Below are 16,342 nucleotides of genomic sequence, written 5' to 3' on the forward strand. Positions count from 1 at the left end.
CGCCCTTGACGAAGCCGGCGAGCAGGAACGCCGCGGCGGCTAGCAGAAGTACGTCGGGATTCAGCGCGGGTCCTGCGCGGTGAGTGCGGTGCGCGCACTATAGCATCCGCGCCCTAGTATCCTGAGTCCGAAATTCGCCGCGCAAAAGATGCCGAGAATCGACGCCATACATTGTCGCGAATCCTCGCCAGGTGTCCAACCTGGCTGTGGTTCGCTTCGCGTCTGGCGCCGATTTCGACACTTTTGCCCGCTTGGCCTCAGGGCCGATGTTCGAGATTGCTGCGACGAACCTCGGACTCAGGACACTAGGCTCCCACCTTTCGCGTGCGCGGTCACGGCGAGGCGGCAGTCAGGCGCAGCGTTTCGCGCGCGATCATCAGCTCCTCGTCGGTCGGGACGACCCACACCGGGATCGCGCTGGCCGCGGCGCTGATGCGGGTTTCGTGGCGTGCGTTCGCTTGCGCATCGAGCACGGAGTGGTGATACAGCATATCGCTCACCTGCTGCGCGCTCATACCGCGCTCCTGCATGAGGTAGAGCAGGATACCGGGGTCGACGCTGCCGGCGCGCGTGGCCATCATCAGCCCGTCGAGCGCGGTGAAACCCATGGTCGTGGCGATGCTTTGGCCACCGCGCAGCGCGCACAGGCTCGAGCCGCTTCCCAGATGAGCGACTACGACCCGGGCACGCTCCGCGGCGACCGGGAGGCCCGCGAGCAGCTCGGGCAGCCGGGTTGCGATGTAGGCATACGACAGGCCGTGGAAGCCGTAGCGGCGCACGCCCGAGTCGATGATCGCGCGGGGCAACGGGAAAAGCTGCGCCACGGTCGGCAACGTGCGGTGAAATGCGGTATCGAAGCAAGCGATCTGCGGCATACCGGGCCGGCGCCGGCGCAAGGCGAGGATCGCGTCGATCTCGTACGGTTGATGCAGCCGGGCGATCGGCACCAGGGACTGCAAGGCCCGGATCGCCTCGTCGTCGATTCGCACCGGCGCCGCGAACCGCTCTCCGCCGTGGACGACCCGATGGCCGATGGCCTTCAGGCGCTCACCGGCGAGCTCTGTCTGCAGCCAGTCGAGCAGCCGCCCAAGCGCCTGGGCGGGTGCGGCTGCCGGCTCCGCGGCGCGCTGAAGCCGCACGCTGCGGCGGCCGTTCGCATCGGTTACGTTTAGCTGCGGCTTGTCGCGAATTCCTGCGACCTGGCCGCCGAGCACCCGTTCTCCGAGCCGATCACCGTGCACTCGGTAGAGCGCGAACTTGATACTGGACGATCCGGCGTTCAGTACCAGGATGGATTCCGACATGATCGCTTGCCCGCTTTTCCGCTTTCCCATTTGGCGGCTTGCATGCACACGCGGTAGGATCGCATGAGCCGGTCGCACAGATCGGCCCCGCGCAGGGACGGAGGTGTCGTGTATACGATGCTGGTTGCGTACGATGGTTCCGAGCACGCCGAGAATGCCGTGCGCTACGCGCTCGACATGGCGCGCCGGCTTGGTGACGCGCGGATCGTGCTGGTCAATGTCCAGCCGCCGGCGATGAGCGGCGAGGTCAGCAACCTGCTGACCGCGGAGGAGGTGCTGGAGCAGCACCTGGCCGCGGGACGGGAGGTACTCGCACCGGCGCGCGCGATGGTGGATGAGGCCGCAGTGCGCTACGACACCGAGATCGCCATCGGCCGCCCGGCCGAGGCGCTGGTCGAATATGCGCAGAAGTGCGGCTGCGATGCCATCGTGATGGGCGCGAGCAGTCATGGGCGCGTTCGTTCGCTGGTGCTCGGCTCGGTCGCGGCCAAGGTGGCGCACATGGCCGAGGTGCCGGTGACCGTGGTCAAGTGACGCGCGAAGGAGCTGCCATGGACGAGTCGGCCGAAAGAATCGATATTCACCGCGGGTTGAAGGGCGTGTACTTCGATCGCTCGCGCGTGTGCTACATCGACGGGCGCGCCGGCGAGCTTCGCTACCGCGGCTACGCCATCCACGATCTGGCGCAGCAGTCGAGCTTCGAGGAGACCTGCCACCTGCTGCTGAAGGGCGCGCTGCCGACGCGCACCGAGCTCGATCGGTTCGACGCCGAGTTGAAGGCCGCGCGCACGCTGCCGGGCCCGATCTACGACATCATCGGCACGGTGCAGGCTGCGCATCCGATGGACGTACTGCGCACCTGCGTCTCCGCCCTTGCGGCGTTCGACCCGGAGACCGCCGACAAGTCGCCCGAGGCGACCCTGCGCAAGGGCGTCCGGCTCACCTCGCAGGTGCCGATGATCGTGGCGGCGCACGAGCACATCCGCAATGGACGCGAGCCGGTCGCCCCCGATGCACGCTTCGGTCATGCCGCCAACTTTCTCTACATGCTCAAGGGCGCCGCACCCAGTGCGGATACGGCGCGTCTCATGGACATCGACATGGTGCTGCACGCCGAGCACGGCTCGAACGCCTCCTCGTTCGCCGCGCGCGTGGTGGCGGGAACCGATGCCGATCTGCACGGCGCCGTAACCGCGGCCGTGGCGGCACTGGCCGGACCGGCGCACGGGGGCGCGGCCGAAAACGTCATGCGCATGGCGCAGGAGATCGGCGAGCCGTCGCAGGCCGCCGAATACGTCAAAAGCAAGCGCGCGAACAAGGAGCCGGTCATGGGTTTCGGCCACCGCGTGTATCGGGCCGAGGACCCGCGCGCGCGCCACATGCGAGCGGGCGTGGAGCGGCTCTCGCGCGAGATGGGCCAGCCCAAGTGGTACCAGATTCTCGAGGCGGTGGTGGCTGCGATGCAGCCTTACGCGCGCCACGGCGTGAACGTCAATGTCGATTTCTACGCCGGCGTGGTCTACTTCCTCAACCGCATTGCCGAGGACCTGTTCGTGCCGATCTTTGCGGTCGGGCGGGTGCCCGGCTGGACCGTGCAGGTGCTGGAGCAGATCGAGAACAACATCCTGCTGCGGCCGCTCACGCTCTACGACGGCCCGCCGCCACGCGAGTACCTGCCGATCGAGCGGCGCTAGCTGCTTGCGAGCACGAGGGCGGTGGTCGCAACGATCTCCTCGACCGAGGCGCCGCGTGACAGATCGCTCAGCGGCCGGGCGAAGCCTTGCAGGATGGGGCCGATCGCCCGTGCCCCGGCCATGCACTGCGTGAGCTTGTAGCCGATGTTGCCGGCATCGAGGTCGGGAAATACGAGCACGTTGGCGCGCCCGGCCACGGCGCTCTCGCCGCTCACTTTCTTTTGCGCCACGCGCGGCACCAGGGCGGCGTCGACCTGCAGCTCACCGTCGATCGCCAGATCCGGCGCCTGCGCGCGCACGAGCTCGAGCGCCTGCACGATCTTGTCGATACGCGCGTGCCGGGCGCTGCCCTTGGTGGAGAAAGAGAGCAGCGCGACGCGAGCCTCTTCGCCGAGCACGGCGCGGCAGCTTGCCGCGGAAGCCAGTGCGATATCGGCCAGCGCCTGTGCATCCGGCTCGACGTTGACCGCGCAGTCAGCGAATACGAACGCCTGGCTGCGGCCCTCCTGCGGCACCAGCATGACGAAAAAGCTCGATGGCGTGCGGATTCCGGGCGCGAGGCCCACGGTGAGAAGTCCCGCTTCGATCACGCGTCCTGTGGTCGTCGTCGCACCTGCGATCATGGCATCCGCGTGTGCGCTCTTCACCATCATGCCGGCGTGGAACAGCGGCTTGCGGACGGCGCGTTGCGCGAGCCGCGCGTGCGTGCCGCCACGGGCGCTCGCATACAAGCATGCGTACGCGGCAAGGTGCTCGCTGCGCTCCGGATCGCGCCGCTCGATGCCGTCCAGGGACACGCCGGCGCGGGCGGCGGCAGCGGCGATCGCCTCGTCCGTGCCGAGCACGACAGGCTTGGCGATCGACTGGTCGGCGAGCGCGCGGGCCGCGGCGACGATGCGCTCGTCATCGCCTTCGGGAAAAACCACGCGCCTGGGCTTGGCGCGTGCCCGGGCCATGCATGCGGCTACGATGTCGCCCTCTGCGGCGGCCGACATGGCGCTCTCCTCGAATATCACGGAACGCCCGCGCGCAGCCGCGCGCGGCTCACGGCAGGAAATAAGGCACGCGAGACGCGGCCGCAACAGCCGCGATGCTTGCGTCTCGAGGCCCGGGCGGAATTTCGTTCAGGGCTTCGCCACCACTGCCTTGAGTCTGCGCCGGCTATGCCGCGTGAGAGATTGCGAGCGGCGGCGCTGGCGCCGCAGCGGGGGCGGGGATGCTCGTCATGGCGGTGAACTTCGGGGGTGGGCGTTCGCGCGGGATCTGTTTCGGCTGCGTGCGCGCAGCCTTTTCGGGCCGCCGTGCGCGCCGCGGCTGGCATGCGCACGCGCGGTCCGTGGCGCGTTGCTACATGGCGCGCAGGTTGATTGCGGAGACGCGCCCGTCGCGTCCGCGCTCGAGCTCGAAACTTACCTGCTGGTTCTCGGCCAGACCGGCCAGGCCGGAACGTTCCACGGCCGAAATGTGCACGAATACATCCTTCGATCCGTCGGATGGCTGGATGAAACCAAATCCCTTGGTGGTGTTGAAGAACTTCACGGTACCGGTAGGCATTGCATATCTCCGAGAAACAGGTCGGGCGCTCGCGAGCGCAGAATCGAATCGCCGCCGGCTCGTCATGGCGTTGTCATAAGGCGGCTGTGCGCGACGCGCAGGCGACGGATTCGTGCGGTCGAGTATGCGCGACGCGACTTCGAAACGCAACGCAATCGCTCGGGCCTGTCGCTTGCTAGAGGCGCGCTTCGAAAGCTGCCGGTGCCCGCGCCAGTGACTCGCTTCGATCATGCTCGCAGGGTTGTGATCGTCGCGGCATCCGGGTCTGAAGCGACGATCGGATCAGCGAGCCGGCTGCAATGACGGCCAGCCGCGTGGGCGCGTGGGGATGCAACATGCAAGACCTGACCCCCAGGCGGCGCTGGGTTATGATCCGTACACCTTTTTCCGATCGACTGCCTGCCGTGCGCGTACGACCGCGCTTGCCATGGAAGACCAGACGCTGCGCGCGCTGACCCGACGCGCCATATTGGCCCTGTTCCTCGGCGGCCTGCTGTTGCTCTCGTACCAGGTGCTGCACTACTTCTTCGTGCCGGTCGCCTGGGCCGGGATACTCGCCTTCGTCACCTGGCCCGTGTATGCGCGCCTGGTGCGCCTGGCGCCCGGCATGCCTAATCTCACCGCGCTCGCCATGACCATCACGCTGGCGGCGGCCTTCGTCGCACCGATGATGTGGCTGATCGAGGTTCTGCGCATTGAAGTCGGTACCGCCTACGCTCTGGTGCGCGACGAGCTCGCGTTGAGCACGTTGCGCCTGCCCGAGTTCGTCCAGCAGATCCCGTGGCTGGGAGAGCAACTGCAGTCGATCCTCGACCGGTTCTCGAACGACCGCGCCGCGTTGCGTGCCGAGCTGCTGCAGTGGCTCGATCCATGGCTGGGCAAGATCGGCATGCTCGCCGGCGGCGTGGGCCACTTCGTGGCCAATATGGGCTTCGCGCTGTTGACCGTGTTCTTCTTCTACCGCGACGGTGACGGGCTCACCGAGCAGGCGCGCCAGATCCTGCGCCGGTTCCTCGGCTATCGCTCGCACGGCTACGTGAAGGCGGTCGCCGATACCACCAAGGCGGTCGTGTACGGAATCGTGCTCACCGCGATAGTGCAAGGCGCGTTGGCTGGACTGGGCTACTGGGTGGCGGGGCTGCAGGCGCCCGTGCTGCTCGGTGCGCTCACCGGCTTGATCGCACTGATTCCTTTCGGCACGCCGTTCGTGTGGGGTTCGGCGGGCGTATGGCTGCTGTTGACCGGGCATACCATGGCCGGGGTGGGCCTGCTGCTGTGGGGTACGCTGGTAGTGAGCGCGGTCGACAACCTCATCCGACCCCTCGTCATCAGCAGCGCGACGCGCATCCCGTTCCTGCTGGTGATGTTCGGTGTGCTCGGCGGGCTGGTCGCGTTCGGGCCGGTGGGATTGTTCCTGGGGCCGGTGGTCCTGGCGGTGCTGCTGGGCGTATGGCAGGAATGGCTCGAAGCCGGCCACCCGCGCGATAGTGCGCTGATCGAGTCGGATGCAGACGCGCCGGCCACGGCCGCCGCCTCGCCGCCGCTGCCGCCCGATCAGCTCGGCTAAATCATATTCGGCGTGCGCACGGCGCGTGACGAACGCATACGGTATCCGGCGCGGCGGCGTCGGTTTCGATGGCGGCCCGGCTCGTCAGCGTGTCGTAATCGTGCACGGGCGCGGCGTCGATGCGCGTGTCAATTGTGCGACCAAGGCCCGCGACGTGCGTGCATGGCATGGCATGGCATGGCATGGAACTTCGACGGTGTATGGATTGCCTTAGTGTGCATCGATAAGCACCCGATGCCGGCGCAGTCACGTTCGCGCGCGGGCGCTTCGTCCCGGGTTGCGCTCGCGCTTGCGCGCGGGCGCTTCGTCCCTCAAGAAGCTCGAGGAGTTCGTCATGAACCGCAAGCTGATTGCGGTCGGCCTGGTTGCGGCGGGATTCGTCGCCGGCGCAGGGACCGCGGTTGTTCATTCCGATGTGCTCGGGTGGTTTCAGCCCACAGAGGCGCATGCCGCGGCCGCACCGAAGCAGCGCGGCGGCTCGCCGGCACTGCTGCCCGATTTCACCGCCATCGTCGAACGCAACGGTCCGGCGGTAGTGAATATCAGCGTCGTGGGCGAGACCCCGCAAGGTCCTCAGCTCGCGCCGGGTGATCCGTTCTACGAGTTCTTCCGCCGTTTCGGCGTGCCCGTTCCACAGGAGCGTGCGCCGGTGCGAGGCATGGGATCGGGCTTCATCATCGGTTCCGATGGCCTGGTATTGACCAATGCGCATGTGGTCGCCAATGCCAAGGAAGTGACGGTCAAGCTTACCGACAAGCGCGAGTTTCGCGCCAAGGTGCTCGGTGTCGACCCGCCCACCGACATCGCGTTGCTGAAGATCGATGCGACCGGACTGCCGAGCGTGCGGCTGGGAGATGCGTCCGATCTGAGAGTCGGCGAGTGGGTCGCTGCCATCGGGTCGCCGTATGGGTTCGAGAATAGCGTGACCTCCGGAATCGTCAGCGCCAAGTGGCGTTCGCTGCCCGACGGCGCGTACGTTCCGTTCATCCAAACCGACGTGGCGGTCAATCCCGGCAACTCGGGCGGGCCGCTGTTCAACATGCAGGGCGAGGTGGTCGGCATCAACTCGCAGATCTACAGCCGCACGGGCGGCTACCAAGGTCTCTCCTTCGCGATTCCGATCGAGGTCGCGATCAAGGTGAAGGACCAGCTGCAACAGTACGGCAAGGTCACGCGCGGGCATCTGGGCGTCACCATCCAGGAAGTGAATCAAAGCCTGGCCGAGTCGTTCGGAATGAAGCGTGCGGAGGGCGCGCTCGTGACCGTGGTCACGCCCGACAGCCCGGCGCAGAAGGCGGGCGTGCAGGCCGGCGACGTCGTGATCGGTTTCAACGGCAAGGAGATCAAGAGCTCGGCCGAGTTGCCGCTCGCGGTCGGCGACGTGCGCCCAGGCGAAACCGCCACCATCCGTGTCTGGCGCAAGGGCGAAACGAAGAACCTCAAGGTGGTGGTCGGCGAATCGCCGCAGGCGCAGGTTGCGCAGAGCAATCCTCAGAGCGCCGAGCAACCGCGCCTCGGCGTCGCGGTGCGTCCGCTCACGCCGAGCGAAGGCAGCGAAACCGGTGTGAGCGGCGGGCTCGTGGTCGAGCAGGCCACCGGGGCGGCTGCTGCTGCGGGTATAGCGCCCGGGGACGTGATCCTTTCGGTCAACGGTACGCCGGTGAAGAGCGCCGACGAGTTGCGCGCCGCAATCGAGAAGGCGGGCAAGCATGCGGCCTTGCTGGTGCAGCGCAATTCTCCCGCGGGCCGCACCCAGATCTTCGTGCCGGTCGAACTCGGCTAACCCAGCTAACGCACGGCGCCTGCGAGGCGCGCCCGCTGGGCGTTCTTGCGCGCACGAGCGCCGGCGTGCGTGACGCAGCAAACCATGATCCACATCGCATTCAAGTTCAACCTTCTCGCCGCGCTGGTCGCCGGCGGCTGCCTGATCCTCATCTATCACTTCTACATGGACCGGCGCGAGCGCCGTCAGCCGGGCTTCGCCACACAGGGTCTGAATTCGCTCGCGCGCATGCGCTGGGTCGAGCACATCATGCGCGAGGCAGGCAAGGACGTGCTGGCCGTGCAGACCCTGCGCAACTCGGTCATGGCCGCGAGCATCATGGCGTCCACCGCGATCCTGCTCGTCATAGGGACGCTCAATCTGGGCGCGGACGGCGCCCGTTTCGAACAAATGCTCGGCGCGCTCGCAAGCCAACGCGACCGCGCGCAAAGCGACCATGCATTGATCCTGCTGCTTCTGCTGGCGGACTTCTTCGTCGCCTTCTTCATGTTCTCGATGGCGATCCGCTTTTACAATCACGTCGGTTACATGATCAATCTGCCGGCCGACACGGCCACCTTTCCGCCGTATCGGGTCGCGGCGTATCTGAATCGCGCGGGGCGGTTCTATTCCCTCGGCACGCGCGCCTTCTACATGTGCGTGCCGCTCGTGTTCGGCTTGTTCGGTCCGGCATACGTCGTGCTGGCGAGCGCCGGGCTGATTGCCGCGTTGAGCTTGATCGATCGATCCCCGCCGGTTGCCACGGCGCCGATCGCGCAGGCCGTCAGCCGAGATGAGCGCGAGGATTGAACGCCGAGGTTGCCGCAAGCTGCTCGTAGAGCGCTTTCTCGCGTTCGCTCAACGTCGGCGGCGTGACGATCTTCAACTGGGCCAGCAAGTCGCCGCAGCCGCTCGCGGGTTTCGGCAACCCGCGACCGGCCAGGCGCAGGCGCTGGCCGGATTGCGAGTTGGGCGGGATGCGCAACTTCACCTTGCCTGCGAGCGTCGGGATTTCCGCCGCGGCTCCGAGCGCCGCCTCCGACGGCGTGATCGGCAGGTCGAGCAGCAGGTCGTGCCCCTCGACGCGAAACAGCGGATGCGGCTTCAGCGCCACGGTGATGTACAGGTCGCCAGCCGCCGTATTGGGTCCCGTCCCGGGTAGGCCCTTTCCGGCGACGCGCAGCTTCTGGCCCTCGGTCGCTCCCTTGGGAATGCGTGCGTGCACGGTGCGGTTCGCCGCGCCCGCTGCCGGAATCGCGATTGCGATCTCGGTGCCCTTGGCTGCATCCTCGAGGCTCAGCTGCGCCGTGACTTCCACATCCCGGCCGCGCCGGCCGCTCCGGTTCGACCCGCGCCGCCCGCCCGCCAAGCCCGCGAACAGCTCGCCCAAGTCGAAGCCGCCGCTGTCGCCGCTGTCGTTGTGGCGGCTAAAAATATCGCCGAACTGGCGTTCCCAGTCGGGCGGCGGCCGAAAGTCCTGCCCGCTGCGGTAACGGCCGAGCTGGTCGTAAGCCCTGCGCTTGTCCTTGTCGCGCAGCGTCTCGTAGGCTTCGGCCACCTGCTTGAAACGCTCTTCCGCGTTTTTTTCCTTCGATACGTCGGGGTGATACTTGCGCGCGAGCTTGCGATACGCCTTCTTGATGTCCTCGTCGGAGGCGTCGCGTGCGACTCCGAGCGCCTGGTAGTAGTCCTTGTACTTCATCCGTCGCGGTTGGTTGCGGTGCAATGCCCGCAGCAGACCTGCAACGTGTCATCCTGTGCCATGGCGGTTCCTCGATGGTGGCATCGGGCCGCTGTGGCGGCGACCAGAGGCCTGAAACATAGCCAAGATTGGGGCGGGTGCCAAATGCGCAAGCAAGCCCGCGGCCGAGCCGTACGCCGGCCGGCTCCGGCTTGAAGGATGCTTGACGCGGCCCAACATTCGCGACACCTTGGAGTGAGTGCTTCGCTATAATCGTCCGTCGCCCTCGGGAGGTTCCGAACATGCCCATCTACGAGTATCGCTGCAGCGCTTGCGGCTACCAGAACGACTATCTGCAGAAGCTTGCGGAGCCGCTGCTCACCGACTGCCCCGAGTGCGGCAAAAGCACGTTCAGCAAGCAAGTTACCGCGGCCGGATTCCAGCTGAAGGGAACCGGCTGGTATGCGACCGACTTCAAGAATAACGGCACGTCGAAGCCGGGCGCAAAAAAAGACGGCGAGGGCAGCAAGGCCGGTGCGGGCGATAGCAAGGCTGGTGAGGGCGGCAAGACCGGCGAAGGCGGTAGCACGACCGGCGAAGGCAGCAAGACGGGCGAAGGCGGTAGCAAGGCCAGCGAAGGCAGCAAGGCTGGCGAAGGCGGCAGCAAGTCGAGCTCGGATAGCAGCGCGGACAGCGGAGGTAGCAGCTCGGGGGCGGCGGCCGGTGGCGCCGGCGCCTCTCCCGCCTGAACCTGATGAAGCGTTATTTCATCACTGGGCTGCTCATCTGGATTCCGCTCGGCATCACGGTCCTGGTGCTGAACTGGCTGATCAGCACCATGGATCACTCGCTGGATCTTCTGCCGAATCAATTGCGTCCCGAGGCGCTCTGGGGATTCCACATTCCGGGCTTCGGTGCGGTTCTGACCATCCTGGTGGTGTTCCTGACCGGTCTGCTGGCGGCCAACTTCATCGGCCAGCGACTGGTGCGATTCTGGGAGGGTGTGCTCGCCCGCATCCCCGTGGTGAAATCGATCTACTACGGGGTCAAGCAAGTCTCGGACACCATTCTCGCCGACACGGGACAGGCATTCCGTAAGGTCTTGCTGGTGCAGTATCCGCGCACCGGTTCGTGGACAATCGCATTTCAGACCGGCCGGCCCGGGGGCGACGTCGTGAACCACCTGCGCGGCGAATATGTCAGCGTCTATGTGCCCACCACGCCGAACCCCACATCCGGGTTCTTTCTCATGATGCCGCGCTCGGACGTGGTCGAACTCGACATGAGCGTCGATGAGGCGCTCAAATACGTGATTTCGATGGGCGTCGTTGCCCCCGCCGTAACCGATCACCCGAAGCGGGCGGTGCCGATTGCGGCCGCCGAAGCGCGCCATGCGGAGGCTGGACAGCGCTGAGCATGCCCAGGTCCGGGGAAACATAGGCGCCCCGGCCCGAACATTGGGCGCCCCGGTCCGAAGATCGGGTTCCCCGAGTCGGCCCGAGACTGGGTTGCCCGGTCCGGGGTAGCGAAAAAACTGGAAGCACCGGCAGCCGGGCACGCCGAGTGTTCCGGGCGACGGAAACGGAAGAATCATGCGTACCGACTATTGCGGCTCGATCAGCCGAAAGCACCTGGGCACCGATGTGGAGCTGTACGGCTGGGTGCATCGGCGCCGCGATCACGGCGGCGTCATATTCATCGATCTGCGCGACCGCGAAGGCCTCGTGCAGATCGTATGCGATCCCGACCGCCCGCAGCCGTTTTCGACGGCCGAGACGCTGCGCAACGAATTCGTGGTCAAGGTTCGCGGCCGCGTGCGCGAACGCCCGCAGGGCACGGTCAATCCCAACCTGGTGAGCGGCGAGATCGAGGTGCTGGCGGAGCAGGTCGAAATCCTCAACACCGCGGCAACGCCGCCGTTCCAGCTCGACGACGAGCACCTGTCGGAGACGGTGCGGCTCGAGAACCGCGTGGTGGACCTGCGCCGTCCGCTGATGCAGCGCAACCTGCGGCTGCGTTATCGCGTCGCGATGGCCGCGCGCCAGTTCCTGGACCGGCATGGCTTCATCGACATCGAGACGCCGATGCTGACGCGCTCGACGCCGGAAGGCGCACGCGACTACCTGGTTCCGTCGCGGGTGCACCCGGGGATGTTCTATGCGCTGCCGCAGTCGCCGCAGCTCTTCAAGCAGATGCTGATGGTGGCGGGGTTCGATCGCTACTACCAGATCGTCAAGTGCTTCCGCGACGAGGACCTGCGCGCCGACCGCCAGCCCGAGTTCACCCAGATCGACGTCGAGACCTCGTTTCTCGACCAGGGCGAGATCATGGCGATGATGGAAGATCTCGTCCGCGAGGTCTTCCGGGTCGCCGCGGGGGTGGAGCTGCCGCAGCCGTTCCCGCGCCTTTCCTATCGCGAGGCGATGGCGCTGTACGGCTCCGACAAGCCGGATCTGCGCGTACCCTTGCAACTGACCGAGCTGACCGACGCGGTGCGCGAGGTGGACTTCAAGGTGTTCCGCGACGCGGCGGCGCTCGCTGGAGGCCGCGTGGCGGCGCTGCGCGTGCCGCAGGGCGGCAGCCTCACGCGCAAGGAGATCGACGATCTCACCGAGTACGTGAAGATCTACGGCGCCAAGGGGCTCGCCTATATCAAGGTGAACGCGGTGGATCAGGGCGCGGCGGGACTGCAGTCGCCGATCCTGAAGTTCCTGTCCAAGCCGGTGATCGGAACGATCCTCAGCCGAACCGGCGCGGGCGCGGGCGATCTCATTTTTTTCGGCGCCGACCGGGCCAAGGTGGTCAACGAGGCGCTGGGCGCGCTGCGGACGAAGGTCGGGCACGAGCGCGGCCTGGCGCAGCCCGGGTGGCGCCCGCTGTGGGTGGTCGATTTCCCCATGTTCGAATGGAACGACGACGAGAAGCGCTGGGACGCCATGCACCATCCGTTTACCGCGCCCGCGGATGGCCACGAAGAGCTGCTGGAGAGCGATCCGGGCAAGGCGATGGCGAAGGCGCACGACATGGTGTTGAACGGCTGGGAGATCGGCGGCGGTTCGATCCGGATCCATCGCCAGGAGATCCAGCAGAAAGTATTTCGCGCGCTCGGCATCGATGCCGACCAGGCGCAGGCGAAGTTCGGCTTTCTGCTGGACGCCTTGCAGTACGGCGCGCCGCCGCACGGCGGCATCGCCTTCGGCCTGGATCGGATCGTCGCCATGATGGCCGGCGCCGAGTCGATTCGCGACATCATTGCGTTCCCGAAGACGCAGCGGGCGACATGCCTGCTGACACAGGCGCCGAATCGGGTGGACGAACACCAGCTGCGCGAGCTGCATATCCGCGCACGCGTCCCGGATGCCCAGGTGCAATGAGGTTCGAGCGTCATGGCAGCGATGAATGGCGCATGGGCTCGCTTCGCGTGGCTGCTGTTCGTGCTGGCCTTCGGGCTGGCCAGCTTCGGCTGCGCGCGCGGCGAGCCGGGGCTGGCCGAGGTTCGGCTGGCGCAGTTGCCGCCCGAAGCGCAGCGCACGCTTGCATTGATCCAACGCGGCGGACCGTTTCCGTACCGCAGGGACGGCGCGGTGTTCGGCAATCGCGAACGCCGCTTGCCGGCAAGAGAGCAGGGTTACTATCGTGAATACACCGTACCAACGCCGGGGGCGAAAGATCGCGGCGCGCGGCGCATCGTCGCCGGCCGCGGCTCGGACTACTACTACACGGATGATCATTACGACAGCTTCCGTCGAATCCGGGATTAGCGCCGAAGCGCTCGCCCCGCGGTTGCGCGAGCACCGCAAGTCCGGCGTGTTCCGCACCGTGGTCGTGCCGCCCGCGCTGGAGACTGCCGTGCGCGATGCGGGGCTCGCGTTCATTGCCGTCGATGCCGGCGCCGCGCGTACCAAGTCGCAGTTCCTGGGGCTGCTCGGCCGCACGCTGTCGTTCCCGTCCTGGTTCGGCCGCAACTGGGACGCCCTGGAGGACTGCCTCACCGATGCCTCCTGGATGCCCGAGCCGGGGCTGGTGATCCGGGTCGAAGGCTTCCACACCTATGCGCAAACCGATCCGGACGGATTTGCCATCCTGCTCGACATCTTCAAGACTTCCGCCGAGTACTGGCGCGGCGAAGGCAAGGCCTTTTGGGTCCTGTTCGTCGGCGCGCCTGCGGCCGACCTGGAATTGCCCGTCCTGATCGTCTGATTCGAGAGCCGGGCGTGGCCTACAAGCTCCCGTTCTCGGTGCTGGTGGTGATCCACACCGCAGAGCTCGAAGTGTTGCTGATCGAGCGCGCCGACCGTCCTGGATTCTGGCAATCGGTCACCGGCAGTCTGCATGACGGCGAGAGCTGCCGCGAGACCGCGGTGCGCGAAGTGGGAGAGGAGACCGGCATCGATGCCGCGTGCTACCCGTTGCAGGATTGGCGGGTGCAGAACCGGTTCGAGATCTTCCGTCGCTGGGGAAGCCGCTTCGCGCCTGGAACGACGCACAATGTCGAACGGGTGTTCGGCTTGACCTTGCTAGAGCGCGTGCCTGTGGTGCTCGCTCCGCGTGAGCACTTGCGTTACCAATGGCTGCCGTGGGATGAGGCCGCCCGTGTGGTGTTCTCGTGGACCAACGCCGACGCGCTGCGCCTGCTGCCCATCATCGCCCGGGAAGCGCGCGCCGTGATTGCGGGGCGCGGCTCATGATCGACACGCTGCACGTCGCCACCTACAACATCCACAAGGGTTTTTCCAACTTCAACCGGCGCATGGTGGTGCATGAGCTGCGCGAACGGCTGCGCCAGCTCGGCACCGACCTGGTATTCCTGCAGGAGGTGCTCGGCGATCATCAGCTGCACTCGCAGCGCTTCCCCAACTGGCCGGAAGAGCCGCAGTACGAATTCCTCGCCGACTCCGTGTGGCAGGATTTTGCCTATGGCCGCAACTCCGTGTACGACCTCGGTCATCACGGCAACGCGGTGCTGTCGCGCTACCCGATCCTGCGCTGGGACAACGTGGATGTTTCGGCCCATGCACTCGAGTCGCGCGGGCTGCTTCATTGCGAGATCGACATTCCGACCTGGCGCTCGCCGCTGCATTGCGTATGCGTGCATCTGGGCCTGACCGCGCGCGGACGCCGTCATCAGCTGATGGCGCTGCGGCGTCGCATCGAGCAGATGGTGCCGCCGGATGCGCCGTTGATCGTCGCCGGCGATTTCAATGACTGGCGCCTGCATGCGCGCGCGCTCCTCGCCCGACCGCTGCACCTGGCGGAAGTGTTCGAGATCACGCGCGGCGGTCCGGCGCGCAGCTTCCCCTCGGTGCTGCCGCTGCTGCACCTCGATCGCATCTATGTGCGTGGCTTCCGGGTGCGACGCGCGAGCGTGCACCACGGCTATCCGTGGTCGCGCATATCGGACCATGCGGTTTTGTCGACCACCATCGTGCGGGTATGACGACGCTGCGCGCCGGCAACGACGTGCGCCTTCTGGTCGGCGGCGGCGAGTATTTTCCTGCGCTCGAGGCGGCGCTCGACGCCGCGCGCGAGGAGATCTATCTCGAGACCTACATCTTCGAGAACGACGCGACCGGGAGCCGCATCGCAGCCGCGCTCGCGCGCGCGGCCCGGCGCGGCGTGGCGACGCAGGTGCTGATCGACGGTTTCGGTTGCCGGCGCATGGCGGCGCCATTGGCGCAGCTCATGAAGGATGCCGGCGTGCAGCTCCTGGTGTACCGGCCGGACATCGCGAACTTCAACCTGCGCCGCTCGCGACTGCGCCGGCTGCATCGCAAGCTGGTGGTGCTCGATGCCCACGTCGGATTCGTCGGCGGCATCAACATCATCGACGACATGCATACGCCGGGCCACGTACCGCCGCGGGTGGATTTTGCCGTGCAGGTGCGCGGGCCGATCGTCGACGATGCGCATGCGGCGGTCACGCGGCTCTGGGCGATCATCTCGTGGACCGAATTTCGCCGCCGCTGGCGCGAGTGGGCGCTGCGCTGCGCGCCCAATGCCCCGGCCGGCAATCAACGCGCGGCGGTGGTGATACGGGACAACATCGGCCACCGGCGCGACATCGAGGACGCCTACCTGGAGGCGATTGCAGGCGCACGCAGCGAGATCATCATCGCGATGGCGTATTTTCTGCCCGGGATTCGCTTCCGCCGGACGCTCTCGGACGCGGCCGCGCGCGGGGTGCGAGTGGTGCTGCTGCTACAGGGGCGGGTGGAGTACTTCTTCCTGCGCCATGCCTCGCGCGCGCTCTACGGCAGCCTGCTCGATGCCGGCATCGAAATCCAGGAATATCACAAGAGCTTCCTGCACGCGAAAGTCGCCGTCATCGACGGCCATTGGGCTACGGTCGGCTCGTCCAACATCGATCCCTTCAGTCTGCTGCTTGCGCGCGAAGCGAACGTGGTGGTCGACGATCGCGCATTCGCCGGGCAATTGCGCGCGAGCCTGCTGGGGCTGATCGAGGAGGGCGCCCGGCCGGTCATCCGCGAGCGCTGGTCGAAGCAGCCGCTGCTCGCGCGTTCGCTGGCATGGGTGTCCTACGGTATTTTTCGTGTCAGCACGGGCCTCTTGGGATATGGCAAGGAACATGAGTCGGCGTAAGCGTTTACCGACCATAAGGACGCCTCGGCGCGATCCGGTGCGGGCGCCCTGGCGCCGCCCCGGCCGGGCCCGATCGACCGGATTTCGGCAGGCAGGCAGAAACGTCGTCACCTGCGCGCCCGGCTGCTGCGGCAACATGATGATTCTTGGAGCGTACCCCGGTGGCATCGGGATTGCTTC

Annotated in this window: 17 protein-coding genes; 13 read left to right on the plus strand and 4 right to left on the minus strand. The window is 66.7% G+C overall.

Annotated features, from left to right (window positions below; genetic code table 11):
• Positions 1 to 332: 332 nt before the first annotated feature.
• Positions 333 to 1,304, minus strand: a complete 972-nt coding sequence (locus tag GEV05_20080) for an acetate kinase (GenBank protein MPZ45643.1) — start codon at positions 1,302 to 1,304, stop codon at positions 333 to 335.
• Between the two features lie 63 nt (positions 1,305 to 1,367).
• Here GEV05_20080 and GEV05_20085 point away from each other — a divergent pair, with 63 nt between their 5' ends.
• Both GEV05_20085 and GEV05_20090 read left to right on the plus strand, forming a co-directional pair.
• Complete coding sequence (locus GEV05_20085) at positions 1,368 to 1,838, plus strand: universal stress protein (protein MPZ45644.1); 471 nt, start codon at positions 1,368 to 1,370, stop codon at positions 1,836 to 1,838.
• Positions 1,839 to 1,855: 17 nt separating this feature from the next.
• Positions 1,856 to 2,998, plus strand: coding sequence for a citrate (Si)-synthase (locus tag GEV05_20090; GenBank protein ID MPZ45645.1), 1,143 nt, complete (start codon positions 1,856 to 1,858; stop codon positions 2,996 to 2,998).
• Here the strand turns inward: GEV05_20090 and pta are convergent.
• On the minus strand, positions 2,995 to 3,954 hold the full coding sequence (pta, locus tag GEV05_20095) for a phosphate acetyltransferase (protein ID MPZ45646.1): 960 nt from the start codon (positions 3,952 to 3,954) through the stop codon (positions 2,995 to 2,997). The two genes, GEV05_20090 and pta, sit on opposite strands and share 4 nt — an antisense overlap.
• 391 nt (positions 3,955 to 4,345) lie before the next feature.
• A complete protein-coding gene (locus GEV05_20100; GenBank protein MPZ45647.1) occupies positions 4,346 to 4,552 on the minus strand; it encodes a cold-shock protein in 207 nt (68 codons plus the stop codon).
• A gap of 427 nt (positions 4,553 to 4,979) precedes the next feature.
• On the opposite strand from GEV05_20100, the gene GEV05_20105 reads away from it, so the two are divergent.
• From GEV05_20105 to GEV05_20115, 3 genes are all read left to right on the plus strand, one after another.
• Positions 4,980 to 6,119: an AI-2E family transporter gene (locus tag GEV05_20105; GenBank protein ID MPZ45648.1), complete on the plus strand. Its 1,140-nt coding sequence runs from the start codon at positions 4,980 to 4,982 to the stop codon at positions 6,117 to 6,119.
• A gap of 334 nt (positions 6,120 to 6,453) precedes the next feature.
• Positions 6,454 to 7,902 carry a Do family serine endopeptidase gene (locus tag GEV05_20110; protein MPZ45649.1) on the plus strand — a complete coding sequence of 483 codons (1,449 nt, stop codon included), beginning with the start codon at positions 6,454 to 6,456 and terminating at the stop codon, positions 7,900 to 7,902.
• Between the two features lie 84 nt (positions 7,903 to 7,986).
• Positions 7,987 to 8,691, plus strand: coding sequence for a DUF599 family protein (locus tag GEV05_20115; GenBank protein ID MPZ45650.1), 705 nt, complete (start codon positions 7,987 to 7,989; stop codon positions 8,689 to 8,691).
• Here GEV05_20115 and GEV05_20120 read toward each other — a convergent pair.
• Positions 8,666 to 9,583, minus strand: coding sequence for a DnaJ domain-containing protein (locus GEV05_20120; protein MPZ45651.1), 918 nt, complete (start codon positions 9,581 to 9,583; stop codon positions 8,666 to 8,668). The genes GEV05_20115 and GEV05_20120 overlap by 26 nt on opposite strands.
• Positions 9,584 to 9,864: 281 nt before the next feature.
• Between GEV05_20120 and GEV05_20125 the strand changes: the two genes are divergently transcribed.
• From GEV05_20125 to clsB, 8 genes are all read left to right on the plus strand, one after another.
• A complete protein-coding gene (locus GEV05_20125) occupies positions 9,865 to 10,311 on the plus strand; it encodes a zinc ribbon domain-containing protein (GenBank protein ID MPZ45652.1) in 447 nt (148 codons plus the stop codon).
• Positions 10,312 to 10,316: 5 nt separating this feature from the next.
• Positions 10,317 to 10,976 (plus strand): DUF502 domain-containing protein, encoded by a 660-nt coding sequence (locus tag GEV05_20130; protein ID MPZ45653.1) that lies wholly within the window; start codon positions 10,317 to 10,319, stop codon positions 10,974 to 10,976.
• A gap of 178 nt (positions 10,977 to 11,154) precedes the next feature.
• Entirely contained in the window at positions 11,155 to 12,936 is a 1,782-nt protein-coding gene (gene aspS, locus GEV05_20135) for an aspartate--tRNA ligase (protein ID MPZ45654.1), read from the plus strand.
• 21 nt (positions 12,937 to 12,957) lie between these two features.
• Positions 12,958 to 13,323, plus strand: coding sequence for a ribonuclease N (locus GEV05_20140; protein MPZ45655.1), 366 nt, complete (start codon positions 12,958 to 12,960; stop codon positions 13,321 to 13,323).
• Entirely contained in the window at positions 13,286 to 13,762 is a 477-nt protein-coding gene (locus GEV05_20145) for a hypothetical protein (GenBank protein ID MPZ45656.1), read from the plus strand. Before GEV05_20140 ends, GEV05_20145 begins: the two co-directional genes overlap by 38 nt.
• Before the next feature lie 14 nt (positions 13,763 to 13,776).
• Positions 13,777 to 14,250 (plus strand): dihydroneopterin triphosphate diphosphatase, encoded by a 474-nt coding sequence (gene nudB / locus GEV05_20150; protein ID MPZ45657.1) that lies wholly within the window; start codon positions 13,777 to 13,779, stop codon positions 14,248 to 14,250.
• Complete coding sequence (locus GEV05_20155; protein ID MPZ45658.1) at positions 14,247 to 14,999, plus strand: EEP domain-containing protein; 753 nt, start codon at positions 14,247 to 14,249, stop codon at positions 14,997 to 14,999. Before nudB ends, GEV05_20155 begins: the two co-directional genes overlap by 4 nt.
• On the plus strand, positions 14,996 to 16,162 hold the full coding sequence (gene clsB, locus GEV05_20160) for a cardiolipin synthase ClsB (protein ID MPZ45659.1): 1,167 nt from the start codon (positions 14,996 to 14,998) through the stop codon (positions 16,160 to 16,162). The genes GEV05_20155 and clsB overlap by 4 nt, the downstream gene beginning before the upstream one ends.
• The last annotated feature ends 180 nt before the right edge of the window (positions 16,163 to 16,342 follow it).

This window comes from Betaproteobacteria bacterium (assembly GCA_009377585.1).
GTDB lineage: Bacteria > Pseudomonadota > Gammaproteobacteria > Burkholderiales > WYBJ01 > WYBJ01.

Coding starts and splice junctions, on each gene's coding strand:
- aspS (MPZ45654.1), top strand. CDS start 11,155: ATGCGTACCGACTATTGCGGCTCGATCAGCCGAAAGCACCTGGGCACC.
- GEV05_20155 (MPZ45658.1), top strand. CDS start 14,247: ATGATCGACACGCTGCACGTCGCCACCTACAACATCCACAAGGGTTTT.
- GEV05_20100 (MPZ45647.1), bottom strand. CDS start 4,552: ATGCCTACCGGTACCGTGAAGTTCTTCAACACCACCAAGGGATTTGGT.
- GEV05_20115 (MPZ45650.1), top strand. CDS start 7,987: ATGATCCACATCGCATTCAAGTTCAACCTTCTCGCCGCGCTGGTCGCC.
- pta (MPZ45646.1), bottom strand. CDS start 3,954: ATGGCCCGGGCACGCGCCAAGCCCAGGCGCGTGGTTTTTCCCGAAGGC.
- GEV05_20085 (MPZ45644.1), top strand. CDS start 1,368: ATGAGCCGGTCGCACAGATCGGCCCCGCGCAGGGACGGAGGTGTCGTG.
- GEV05_20080 (MPZ45643.1), bottom strand. CDS start 1,304: ATGTCGGAATCCATCCTGGTACTGAACGCCGGATCGTCCAGTATCAAG.
- GEV05_20140 (MPZ45655.1), top strand. CDS start 12,958: ATGAATGGCGCATGGGCTCGCTTCGCGTGGCTGCTGTTCGTGCTGGCC.
- GEV05_20110 (MPZ45649.1), top strand. CDS start 6,454: ATGAACCGCAAGCTGATTGCGGTCGGCCTGGTTGCGGCGGGATTCGTC.
- GEV05_20145 (MPZ45656.1), top strand. CDS start 13,286: ATGATCATTACGACAGCTTCCGTCGAATCCGGGATTAGCGCCGAAGCG.
- clsB (MPZ45659.1), top strand. CDS start 14,996: ATGACGACGCTGCGCGCCGGCAACGACGTGCGCCTTCTGGTCGGCGGC.
- GEV05_20090 (MPZ45645.1), top strand. CDS start 1,856: ATGGACGAGTCGGCCGAAAGAATCGATATTCACCGCGGGTTGAAGGGC.
- GEV05_20105 (MPZ45648.1), top strand. CDS start 4,980: ATGGAAGACCAGACGCTGCGCGCGCTGACCCGACGCGCCATATTGGCC.
- GEV05_20125 (MPZ45652.1), top strand. CDS start 9,865: ATGCCCATCTACGAGTATCGCTGCAGCGCTTGCGGCTACCAGAACGAC.
- GEV05_20120 (MPZ45651.1), bottom strand. CDS start 9,583: ATGAAGTACAAGGACTACTACCAGGCGCTCGGAGTCGCACGCGACGCC.
- GEV05_20130 (MPZ45653.1), top strand. CDS start 10,317: ATGAAGCGTTATTTCATCACTGGGCTGCTCATCTGGATTCCGCTCGGC.